The 12,274-nt window shown below is 37.4% G+C and carries 10 protein-coding genes; 4 read left to right on the top strand and 6 right to left on the bottom strand.

Going from position 1 to position 12,274, the window contains the following annotated elements:
• The first annotated feature begins 64 nt into the window (after window positions 1-64).
• Together AC1VU3_RS07255 and rlmH are read left to right on the top strand one after the other, a co-directional pair.
• Window positions 65-232 (top strand): CxxH/CxxC protein, encoded by a 168-nt coding sequence (locus AC1VU3_RS07255; protein ID WP_480389233.1) that lies wholly within the window; start codon window positions 65-67, stop codon window positions 230-232.
• Window positions 233-319: 87 nt separating this feature from the next.
• Entirely contained in the window at window positions 320-799 is a 480-nt protein-coding gene (gene rlmH, locus AC1VU3_RS07260; RefSeq protein WP_480389232.1) for a 23S rRNA (pseudouridine(1915)-N(3))-methyltransferase RlmH, read from the top strand.
• A gap of 109 nt (window positions 800-908) precedes the next feature.
• On the opposite strand, the gene cydC is transcribed toward rlmH, so the two are convergent.
• Genes cydC through AC1VU3_RS07280 form a run of 4 tightly spaced genes read right to left on the bottom strand, consistent with a single transcriptional unit; the run spans window position 909 to window position 6,824 of the window.
• Entirely contained in the window at window positions 909-2,660 is a 1,752-nt protein-coding gene (gene cydC, locus AC1VU3_RS07265) for a thiol reductant ABC exporter subunit CydC (protein WP_482983235.1), read from the bottom strand.
• A gap of 23 nt (window positions 2,661-2,683) precedes the next feature.
• Window positions 2,684-4,411: a thiol reductant ABC exporter subunit CydD gene (gene cydD, locus AC1VU3_RS07270; RefSeq protein WP_480389229.1), complete on the bottom strand. Its 1,728-nt coding sequence runs from the start codon at window positions 4,409-4,411 to the stop codon at window positions 2,684-2,686.
• 20 nt (window positions 4,412-4,431) lie between these two features.
• On the bottom strand, window positions 4,432-5,433 hold the full coding sequence (cydB, locus tag AC1VU3_RS07275; RefSeq protein ID WP_482983193.1) for a cytochrome d ubiquinol oxidase subunit II: 1,002 nt from the start codon (window positions 5,431-5,433) through the stop codon (window positions 4,432-4,434).
• The gene (locus tag AC1VU3_RS07280; RefSeq protein WP_480389227.1) at window positions 5,430-6,824 is read right to left on the bottom strand and encodes a cytochrome ubiquinol oxidase subunit I; all 1,395 of its coding nucleotides are present in this window, start codon (window positions 6,822-6,824) and stop codon (window positions 5,430-5,432) included. The genes cydB and AC1VU3_RS07280 overlap by 4 nt, the downstream gene beginning before the upstream one ends.
• A gap of 805 nt (window positions 6,825-7,629) precedes the next feature.
• On the opposite strand from AC1VU3_RS07280, the gene AC1VU3_RS07285 reads away from it, so the two are divergent.
• Both AC1VU3_RS07285 and AC1VU3_RS07290 read left to right on the top strand, forming a co-directional pair.
• Window positions 7,630-9,345: a SulP family inorganic anion transporter gene (locus tag AC1VU3_RS07285; protein WP_482983194.1), complete on the top strand. Its 1,716-nt coding sequence runs from the start codon at window positions 7,630-7,632 to the stop codon at window positions 9,343-9,345.
• A 230-nt stretch (window positions 9,346-9,575) separates the two neighbouring features.
• A complete protein-coding gene (locus AC1VU3_RS07290) occupies window positions 9,576-9,926 on the top strand; it encodes an ArsR/SmtB family transcription factor (protein ID WP_482983195.1) in 351 nt (116 codons plus the stop codon).
• 119 nt (window positions 9,927-10,045) lie between these two features.
• On the opposite strand, the gene ahpF is transcribed toward AC1VU3_RS07290, so the two are convergent.
• Window positions 10,046-11,575, bottom strand: a complete 1,530-nt coding sequence (gene ahpF / locus AC1VU3_RS07295; protein WP_482983196.1) for an alkyl hydroperoxide reductase subunit F — start codon at window positions 11,573-11,575, stop codon at window positions 10,046-10,048.
• A 12-nt stretch (window positions 11,576-11,587) separates the two neighbouring features.
• A complete protein-coding gene (gene ahpC / locus AC1VU3_RS07300) occupies window positions 11,588-12,151 on the bottom strand; it encodes an alkyl hydroperoxide reductase subunit C (protein ID WP_480389223.1) in 564 nt (187 codons plus the stop codon).
• Between the last annotated feature and the right edge of the window lie 123 nt (window positions 12,152-12,274).

Below are 12,274 nucleotides of genomic sequence, written 5' to 3' on the forward strand. Positions count from 1 at the left end.
GATAAATAATGTGAATTGTGAATAAGTTTGTGAATAGTTAATAAACCGAGAGGAAAGATAAATTATGAGAATATTCAGTTGCGAAACCCATATAAATCAAGCTTTAGACATGTTTGTGGCAGAAGAGAAAACCTTTCCGATGATGGAAAAGATAAAAGAAGAAGAAAAGTTATCCACAACCTGTACCTATTGTAACAGTCCTGCAATATATATTGTGGCACATGAAAAGTGAAACACAATATGTAGATAACTATTGTGGATATGTGTATAAGTGCTGTGAATAACATGTTTGTAAACAAAATGTAAAGGTGGATAACCTGTGAATATACAAATAATAACGGTAGGAAAGTTAAAGGAAAAATATCTAAAAATGGGGATGGACGAGTATACGAAACGATTGGGTAGCTATGCAAAAATGGAGCTAATCGAAGTAGCAGATGAAAAAGCACCCGAGAATCTAAGCGAAGCAGACATGGAGATTGTAAAGAAGAAGGAAGCAGATCGTATCCTTTCCAAGATTGCCCCCGACACTTACGTCATAGCCTTAGCAATTGAAGGAAAAATGAAATCGTCTGAGCAGCTAGCAGCTGATTTGGAGTCATTGATGACATACGGTAAAAGCAAGATTGCTTTCGTAATCGGAGGATCTTTGGGGCTGCATGAGGAAGTCATGAAGCGTAGCGACGAGAAGCTATCCTTTTCAAAGATGACTTTGCCTCATCAGCTGATGAAGCTAGTGTTGCTGGAGCAGATTTACCGCGCGTTTCGAATTATGCGGGGAGAACCGTATCATAAATAAGAGCGGTTTTTTATGAAATAACAGCACCATTCCAGTTAGTTTGGAAGGTGCTATTTTCGTATTGAGGCATAAAATATTGCTTTTAATTATTTCGAAGGTATTTGTGCTTTTATTTTTTTCGATCCGTAATAGGGCAATCCATATGATAAAGGTTTTGGTAACGTGGATTGTGGTGCACTAATTGTTGATGAGTGCCTTCCATTACAATGCGACCATGATCGATAAAGAGCACGCGATCCATTTTTTCTACACCTATTAAATGATGAGTAATCCAAATAACAGTTTTGCCTTCTAAACTTCGGAAAATTGTATCGAGTAATTTTTTTTCTGTAATAGCATCTAGACCAATTGTTGGCTCATCTAAAATAACAATCGGTGTTTTTTGTAATAAAATACGTGCAAGGGCGATTCGTTGACGTTCCCCGCCTGAGAAACGCTCTCCTAATTCTTGCATTTTCGTATGATATCCATCTGAAAGTGAATGAATATAGTCATGAAGCTGTACTCGTTTAGCAACTTCTATCACTTGTTCGTCTGAAGCATGGATATTTCCTAGACGGATATTGTTCATCACACTAGAGTCAAATAAATGTGGCTTTTGCTGTAATACAGAAATATATTTGGACATTTCATCAGTCAATTTACTTGTTGGAACATGATTGATTGTTACCTGTCCATTTGTTGCTTCGATAGATCCGAGCAACAGTTTAGCAATTGTACTTTTCCCAGCACCACTTTTTCCGAGAATCGCGATTTTTTCACCTTGTTCGATTGTTAGATTAAGTTGATGAAGAACAAGGGGTTGGTTTTCATGATAGCGAAAATCTACACAGTTCATTGCTAGTGTAAAATTCGTACTTTCGTTTAAGCGATTTAATATTTCTTCATCCACTTGCTGATGTTCGATACTAGACTGTTCAATTTTTTCAAGTCGTTGAAGCGATTGATTGTAATTTGGTAAGTGTGTCACGGCCCCTGAAATGGGTGCAAATGCTTCCATTAACGGGAATACAATAAGCACAAAGGCTGCAATCCATAAATGATTGAATACACCTGCTTCGACATTGTTATAAGCAAAAACAACCATTAATGCGACAATGAAAGCAACCACTATTTGAAATAAAAAATCACGCCAGCGATTAAATTGCTCCATGCTTAGTTCTAAGTCGTCTTGTTGTTTTTCAACGTTTTCATAGGATGCTAAGAAATCTTGTTGGCGACCACTTATTTTCCAATCACTCAATCCCATTACAGCATCTGTTAACGTTTGGTAAAGGTGCGTACGAACAGATTTCATTGTCATTTGTCGTTTTCGATTGGCAAGTACAGAAACAAGTGGAACAAGCACAACTAGTACAAACAACATGATTAGCGTGAATAAGGCGAATGGTATGGAGAAAAAACCAAGAGCAATGACAATTAGAAAATAGAGTACAAACCCAACGACACTTGGAAAAATTGTTTTTAAATATAAATTTTGAAGGTGTTCTAAATCGTCTGCTAATACGCCGAGTAAATCCCCTGTTTTAAAGCGTGATTTGAGCAGTAGGCTTTGTGTTTCTAATTTTTGATACAATCGAACACGCATTTTCGATAAAACTTTTAATACAAAATTATGACTTGTTAATTGTTTACCATAGGCCAAAACGGGTTGTGCAATCCCGAAGGCACGAACTAAAACAATCGGTATATAGACAAGGAAAATATTTTGTGGACGTGTCGCAGATTTCGAAATAAGATAACCCGATGTAAACATTAAAGCACCAGCACTACAAACTGTAAGAACACCTAACAAAATAACGATCAAGAGTAATTTTTTATTTTGTTTCACATACGGTTGGATCCACGAATGGTTTAATATACTTGTTCGACTTTCTTTCAACATCATTCCACCTCCGAATGGAGCCCGGCTTTAACAAAATCATAGTAAGTGCCTTGTTTTGCAAGAAGTTCCTCGTGGGTACCCATCTCTATGAGTCGTCCTTCATCAAGGACAAATATCCAATCCATTTCTAACATCCAATGAAGACGATGTGTAGCAAAAAACACTAATTTGTTATCGAATAGCGGTAACATACTTTGTTTCATTTCATATTCCGTTTCAATATCTAAGTGAGCAGTTGGTTCATCAAACAATAATATATTTCGCGTTTGATCTAAAAAGCCACGAGCGAGTGCAATTCTTTGTTCTTGTCCGCCACTTACGACCCGTCCACTTTCACCAATGACTTCATCCAATCCGTTTGGTAAACGTTCAATCATGTCAGTCAAACCAGCTAATTTGCAAGCATTTTCTATTTGTTCCCTCGTTACATTCGGTGTGTAAAATGATACGTTTTTTGCAATCGTATCATTGAAAATATATGGTTTTTGTGGAATATATAAAATTTGTTGCTGCCAGTTTTCTGCTCTTAAACTTGATATTCTATTACCGTTTACTTCAATTTCACCGTTTGTCGGTTGTAAAAAGCCACTTAACACATTAATGAGTGTCGATTTTCCTGATCCACTTGCACCGACGATCCCTATTTTTCCAAACCCTGTCCATGAAAAGGAAAGCTGTCGTAAAGATGGTTGATTGCTTTCTTTATGTTGGACGGCAACATTCGAAAGGGTGATGGTAGATTGTTCATTCCACCGTTTCAATTCAATCGACTGTTTGTTGTGTTCAGGAAGATTAAGTATGTTATATATAGCACTCATTGCATTTTTTCCGTCTAGTGTTGCGTGATAATCAGTCCCAAAATCACGGATTGGTTGGAAATATTCCGGTGCTAAAATTAAAATCGTTAATGCTGGAAACAATAATATTTCTCCATCTATTAAACCTAGCCCTAAAAACAATGCAACAATGGCTACTGATAAACTTGTGAAAAATTGAAGAGCGAAAGATGATAAAAAAGCAATCGCCAATGTACCCATTGTTGATTTTCGGTAGCGTTCACTTACTTGCTCGACATTTCTATCGTAATTTTTACTTAAGCCAAGTAACTTTAATGTTTCTAACCCTCGAAGAGAATCTACAAAGTGATTAGAAAGAACCTGATATGATTCGTATTGTTTATCCGCTCGAATTCTGGCTGCTCTCCCTAATAAAATAAGGAAAAATAGTAGGGTAGGTAAGACAAGCAGCAAAATAATAGCTGATCGAACATCTAACGATAGTGTGTACAGAAAAATAACAATAGGAATAATCAGCATATTGAATAGTTTTGGTAAAAATAATTTAATATAGTTTTCTACTTGGGAAACCCCTTCTAACGCCATTGTCACAATATTGCCTGTACCCTCTGTTGACGTAATATTTGGACCGAGTTGAAACAATTTTGTGTTTAATTTTTTGCGCAAATCGGCACCACTTTGAATGGAAAAAGTGACCATTATTTTATCGCGTAAAAAGATGAGGAAGTGTTTTCCGACATAGAAAACGATAAACAAAAGTAGGGGAACAAGTTGAGTAGTCAACTTTTCCCCATTAAATAAGTTCGTAATAGTCATTGCGAGAGCAACGGCTTGTAAAACAGTCATTACACTTTGTAAAAGTGCAATGACAAATAAAATGGTTAACGTTTTTTTTATGCCATTTAATGTTAATATTGATCGATTGAGCATTCATCACACAACCTTTTCAGCTATTTCTTAGGATGAATACGTTTACGGAACACGTAGTAACTCCAAATTTGATAACCAACCACAAATGGTAATAATGTAACTGCCACCTTTGTCATAACAGAAAGTGTATATTCACCACTAGCTGAGTTGAAAATCGTTAAGTCAAATGAAGGGCCAAAACTACTAATCATTACGCGTGGGAATAGCCCTATAAATAGCATCGCTACTGTAAAGATAATAGTGAAGCCAGTCATTGCAAAGGCAAATCCTTCTTTCTTTTTATTCACAAAAACGAATCCAAGAATAGCACTAATGACAACTAACACTAAAAGTAATGGTGTTGCGACAGGTCTTGCCTCAAATAAATCTGTTTCTATATACGTTAATACCGCAAATGCAACTAAACCAGCAAATAATACGATATAAACCTTATTTAACATTTTAATTGCTCGATCATGTACAGGCCCTGTTGTACGAAGTCCTATAAATGTTATACCGTGAACAAGTGATAACAGAACAACAGCAAGCCCACCAACAACAGTGTATACGTTCACATAGTCAGAAAAACTTCCGTATAGCGTCATCGTTTCATCGATTGGCATGCCACGCACTAAGCTAGTAAATAACATCCCTAATAAGAAAGGGGATAAGAAACTACCAATCGCTATACACCAATGCCAAACATTTATATACTTGTCCGTTTTGGTATGGTGAACATATTCGATCCCTACTCCTCGAGCGATAAGCGCAAGTAGGAAAATAACGAATACTGTATAATATCCGCTAAACATAGTTGCATACCAGTTAGGGAATGCAGCAAACAAAGCACCACCAGCTGTTATTAACCATACTTCATTGGCATCCCAGAACGGTCCAATTGTTTTTAAAAGCTGTTCACGCTCCAGTTTGTTTTTTGCGATTAAGCGAGTGGACATCCCGACACCGAAGTCAAATCCTTCAAGGAAAAAGAACCCGATAAATAATACGGCAATTAGGACAAACCATAATTCAGGTAAACTCATGACTCAAACGCCTCCTTGCTCAATAAATCAACATCATTGTTATTTTCAACTTGTTGATCTGGACCTTGTTTCGCAACGCGAGCTGTCATATAAATCATAACAATCGCTAAAACAATATAGGCAGTTGAGAAGGAAATAGTTGAAAATAAAATTTGACCTGCCGATACATTCGGTGAAACCGATTGAGCTGTTGTATAGTAACCAAATACTGTCCATGGTTGACGTCCGATTTCTGTCATAATCCAACCTGCCGTATTTGCAATGAATGGCAGTGGAATAGTGTAAAGTAATACTTTTAATAACCATGATTTCTTCTCAAGTGTTTTTTTGTAAGAGAAGAATAGACCTAACATACTTAGTAAAACCATTAATCCACCGAAAACAACCATTATTCGGAAGCTCCAGAATACCGTCTTAACAGGAGGAATATAATTGATTCCTTCACCATATTTCTCTTCATATTCTTCTTGAAGTGTCAGCATTCCTGGGACAGCACCTTCGAACTTGTTATATGCTAGAAAGCTCAAAGCATAAGGTACATCAATTTGCCATGTGTTTTGATGATTTTCTACATCAATACCACCAACGACAGTCCAACCTGCAGGGTCTTCACTATCTTCCCACAGCGCTTCACTTGCTGCCATTTTCATTGGCTGTGATTGCATTAGATGTTGTGCTTGCGAGTGACCAGTAAATGCAATTGCAACTCCACTAATAAAAGCAATAACCATCGCGATATTAAACGATTTACGGAAAAATTCCATGTGACGTTTTTTTAATAAGTTATATGCACTAATACCGCCGACTACTAAACCACCAGTTGCAAGTGCTCCAAAGATAGTATGTGGAAATTCAACGAGTAATTGTGGATTTGTTAAAAGCGCCATAAAGTCAGTTAGTACTGCTTTTCCGTTTTGAATTTCAAATCCGACAGGCTCTTGCATAAATGAGTTGGCAGCTAAAATCCAAAGAGCGGATATCATCGTACCAATACTTACAAGCCACGCTGATGCTGCAATAGCCCATTTAGGTAGTTTGTCGCGACCAAACATCCAAACCCCGATAAAGGTAGATTCCATAAAGAATGCAAGTAATGCCTCTACCGCTAACGGTGCTCCGAAAACATCTCCCATAAAGCGAGAGTATTCAGACCAGTTCATTCCAAATTGAAATTCTTGTAAAATCCCTGTTACAACACCAACTGCAAAGGATAATAGAAATATTTTTCCCCAAAACTTAGACATCTGTAGATAAACTTCTTTTTTCTTCACAGCATACAATGTTTCCATAATGGCCACTATAAAAATCGTTCCGATTGATAGCGGAACAAAAAAGAAGTGGAAAATAGTTGTAATTGCATACTGTAATCGTGCTAACTCAAGTATGTCCAAGATTCTTCCTCCTTTTTTTAATAAAATGGTAAATTCAAAAAATAATATATCTAATTATTATTATATTTATATTATGTTAGAATAGCTTTTTCCTTTAAGGAGAAACAGTTACAAAACTGTGTTTGAATTGTGTCTGAAGAGAAAACTATGTGTAAAATTTGTATTAAGATACAAAATTTATGGTTCTTCACCGAAAGGTGGGGATGACAAATAAGAATTGAAGTGTCGGCTGGCGACTCCTTGGGGATAAGCGCATCCGAAACAAGATGGGAAACTAAGAACGGCACATCGTGTGCCAACGTTTTCCTGAACAACATCCTGTTGTCCCGAAGCCGCGGCCCCAGGAAAGCGTCCAGCCAGAACGGAAATCAACTCTAGTGATTTAACATGGAGGTGTATTGTGGATGTTTACTTATACAAGATATTTAGCATGTGACAAGGATATAGCCGAAGAAATTGCGCAAAATACATTTTTTAGGACGTTGAAATCATCGAACTACATTAGACCGCATTTAGCAAATAGCGGAGAACTGTATTATATGTAAGTGCAGTTTTTAATAAACGATCCAGAATGTAGGGGTAACTAATATTCTTGGTGTTTTTTATTTAAACTAATTTTCTTATGCAACAAAAACCGTTGTCTCTCTAGTTTTTTTCATCTATTTTTAGCTTGTCTAAAATGAAATATTACTTCAAATATAAACTAACAATATTTGCATTAGGAAAACAGATTGACATTGATTTTATATCATATTAGTATATTCAAATAATCAAATATACTAATATAAAGAGAGATGATTTTAGGTTGAATTCGGGAATATTCAGTGATTATTCACTAGAAAAATTTCGGAAGGATTTGATTTCAGGGATAATTGTGGGCGTTATTGCTGTTCCACTTGGGATGGCGTTTGCGATAGCGTCAGGTGTGAAACCAGAGTACGGTATTTACACAACAATTATTGCGGGTATTATCGTATCTATTTTTGGTGGATCCAAATTTCAAATCGCAGGACCTACGGGTGCCTTTATTCCGATTCTATTAGGTATCGTTATTAGTTATGGATACGAAAATCTATTAATTGCAGGATTTTTAGCGGGAATACTGCTGGTTTTAATGGGGATATTTAAGCTTGGGGAATTAATAAAATATATCCCGAGACCAGTGACCATTGGTTTCACGACGGGGATAGCAGTCACTATTTTTTCAGGTCAAATCAGTAACTTTTTAGGACTTACTGGTATGAAGAACCAAGAACATTTCACAGATAAAATGAAAGAAATTTATCTACATTTAGATACAATAAATATATATAGTGTGATTGTAGCTATAATTGGTCTAATTCTTATTTTAATTACACGTAAGTGTCTACCTAAAGTTCCAGGAGCGTTAGTGGGATTGATAGGATCAAGTATAGTAGCAACGATATTTTTTCCTGAGCAACTAGCTACAATAGGTTCTACCTATGGAGAGATTCCTAATACTTTACCGAGCCTTCAATTTCCTGAAATAACATGGGATCGAATTATAATGTTAATTGGTCCTGCTTTAGTTATTGCTATGCTAGGAGGTATAGAATCATTATTATCTGCTGTCGTGGCTGATGAAATGACAGGTACTAAGCACAATAGTAATCGTGAATTAATCGGTCAAGGGATTGCCAATATGGTAACGCCTTTATTTGGTGGGATTCCTGCCACGGGGGCTGTCGCTCGAACAGCAACCAATGTAAAGAATGGTGCAGCATCCCCAGTATCCGGTATTATTCATGGGTTAGTCGTCTTAGCTGTGCTTTTATTATTAGCGCCGCTTGCATCTAATATTCCTTTAGCTAGTATGGCGCCTATCTTAATGGTCGTGGCATGGAATATGAGTGAAATAGAAAAGTTTAAACAAATTCTCAAAACGAGAACATGGGATTCAATTATTCTTGTCACTATATTTTTATTAACTGTTTTTGTTGATTTAACTACTGCTGTCGGAGTAGGTATACTACTTTCTATGATTATCTTTGTAAAAAGAATGAGTGATTTACAGGTCGTTTCAAAGGTGCTGCCAGATCCAGCTGATAAGCGTCAAAGAGTAACACCTCATATCTTAAATGAGGGACACGACTGCCCACAAATTAATATTTGTACGATTGAAGGACCACTATTTTTTGGGTCAGCACAGATGTTTGAAAAAACGTTACGAGGGGTTGTTCATCCTGAAGCAAAGATATTAATTTTACGTCTAGGTAAGGTACCGTATATGGATACTACAGGTGGATCCAATCTTTCAAATATCGTAAAAACCATGAAAGCAAGTGGGGGAACTATTCTTGTATCAGGCTTACGAACGCAACCAAGATCTTTATTGAAAAAAACAGGATTATATGATGAAATTGGAGAAAGTAATTTTTATGAACACACGGGAGAAGCTATAAATTATGCGCTTAATCATATAAACTTAGACAAATGTATAGGTTGTAAGCATTATGCATTCCGAGAATGTAGTCGTTTATCCCGCATTAACGGGCAGTAAGACTCGCACCTCTAAGCTTAAGTAATACGAGGAGCGAAGGTGGGAGATTAACTGCCCGTAAAAGCCCGATTGGTTCAACTAATAATCAGTGGGAGTGGCGCCGACTAAAAGCGCATCAACCATGTGACTTATTGAGCATTAGCACGTCCTGGGAGTCGACACTCCCACTGATTGAAGTTTCACTTTATCCCAACCAGAAAAATAATAAAAATGTAGTTAAAGGAGAAGCTATGAATTTAGAATTACAAAAATTTAAGGCGGATTTTTTTAAGGCGCTTTCCCATCCTTTACGTATAAGAATATTAGAGTTGCTTGCTGAGGGAGAGAAAAATGTAAATGAACTTCAAACACTAATAGGTTCTGAAGGCTCTTCTGTTTCGCAACAATTGAGTATTTTAAGAAGCAAAAATATTGTAGACAGTCAAAAAGAAGGAAATCGCGTCCTATATTCATTGCGAGATCCTATGATAATTGATTTGTTAAATATAGCACGTGAAATTTTCAATAATCATTTAATCGAAACGATTTCTATGTTAGATAAATTCACGGAAGCTGATGAAGAAGTCGAAGAAAAGCAATAAGAGGTCTATCTACATTCTCTACAGAGAATCAAATCATAAGTAAAATAAGGATAAAAAAGCCGAAGAGATCTATATCTAGATTCTTCGGCTTTTTCCATTATGCAAATTATATCAATTACTTAATTTCGAATAAGATAGTCAAATGCACCGAGTGCTGTAGTAGCGCCGGATCCCATGGAAATGATAATTTGCTTGTAAGGACTGTCTGTGCAATCGCCTGCAGCAAATACTCCCGGGATACTCGTAGCACCACGTTTATCTACAACTATTTCACCTATTTTCGTGCGTTCCAGGGTGTCGCCTAGCCATTCGGTATTTGGGACAAGGCCGATTTGGACAAACACACCCTCTACATCTATATGGTGTTCTTCCCCTGTTTCGCGATCAACGTAGGTAATCCCATTTACTTTTTCGTTACCGGTAATTTCTTTCGTTTGTGCATTCGTGATGACCGTGGCATTAGGAAGGCTGTTAAGGCGTTCTTGCAGGACTGTATCCGCTTTTAGCTCTGAAGCGAATTCAAGGACAGTTACATGCTTCACAATTCCCGCTAAATCGATTGCTGCTTCGACCCCGGAATTGCCTCCACCGATTACGGCTACATTTCTGCCTTCAAATAAAGGTCCATCACAGTGAGGACAGTAAGCTACCCCTTTATTTTTAAATTCATTTTCACCAGTAACACCGAGATTACGCCAGCGTGCCCCAGTGGAAAGGATGACGGTCTTACTTGTAAGAACCGCGCCATTTTCTAATTCAATTTCAATTAGATCTTTCTTTTCCAGACGTACTGTTCGCTGACCTTTCATCACGTCGATGTCATATTCTTTGATATGTTCTTCCAAGCTGGCAGCAAGCTTTGGACCTTCCGTGTATTTGGTGCCAATAAAGTTTTCAATTCCTAGGGTGTCTAAGATTTGACCACCAAAACGTTCAGCAACAAGTCCAGTACGAATGCCTTTACGTGCTGCATAGATGGCTGCACTAGAACCAGCAGGACCACCACCAACCACAAGAACATCGTACGGTTCTTTATTTGTGAACTCGGAGGCATCCTGTGTATTGCCCATTTTTGCTAGGATTTCATCTATTGTCATACGACCGCTTCCAAAGGCTTCCCCATTTAAGAAGACAGTTGGTACAGCCAGAATGTTTTTCTTTTCGATTTCCTCTTTGAAGACTGCCCCGTCAATCATCGTATGAGTAATGCCAGGGTTGAGAATGCTCATTATGTTTAGTGATTGCACAACATCTGGGCAGTTATGACAGCTTAGGCTGACATAGGTTTCAAAATGGTATGTGCCTTCCATCGCCTTTATCCGGTTCATGACACTTTGATCAATCTTCGGAGCTCGTCCACTTACTTGAAGCAAGGCTAATACGAGGGAAGTAAATTCATGTCCTAGAGGAATACCGGCAAACGTAACCCCTGTATCTTCCTTGACACGATTTATACTAAAACTCGGAGTTCTAGGAAGAGAAGCCTTCTCTATCGTAATTTTAGCTGACATAGAAGCCAGTTCATCAAGAAGAGCCTGCATATCACTTGATACTTTATCAGAGCCAGCGCTGACTTTTAGTACGATGTCGTTTTCTACTAGCTGAAGGTACTGATGTAATTGTGCTTTTAAATCTGCATCAAGAATCATTTGCTCTACTCCTTAAATTTTCCCTACAAGGTCAAGGCTTGGCTTAAGTGTTTCAGCGCCTTCCTTCCATTTAGCTGGGCAGACTTCACCTGGGTTGTTGCGAACATATTGAGCAGCCTTAATTTTATTAATTAATGTGCTCGCATCACGGCCGATTCCATCCGCATTAATTTCAATTGCTTGGATAATACCATCTGGGTCAATGATGAAAGTACCACGGTCAGCTTGTCCTAGCTCTTCGATATATACATCAAAGTTGCGGGAAAGAATATGAGCAGGGTCACCAATCATTGTATACGTAATCTTTCCGATTGCCTCAGAAGTATCATGCCAAGCTTTGTGTGTGAAGTGAGAATCTCTAGAAACGGAGAATACTTCAACTCCTAATTCTTGAAGTGCAGGATACTGATCTTGAAGGTCTTCAAGCTCCGTTGGACAAACAAACGTAAAATCTGCAGGATAGAAGCACACAACGCTCCATTTACCTTTTAAATCTTGTTCCGTAACTTCGATAAAATCACCATTTCGATATGCTTGTGCTTTAAATGGCAGTATTTCTTTTCCTATCAATGACATAGTTAAAATCCTCCTAAAATCCAGTTAACTTAATGAAAGCTTAATTAAGCTATCTTATGTTAATCTGTCCTGATAAAAATTATGTAAACATCCAATTAAATAATTTACTTCAAAATGCAGAAA

The sequence above is a fragment of the Psychrobacillus sp. Z16_25 genome (genome assembly GCF_056856695.1).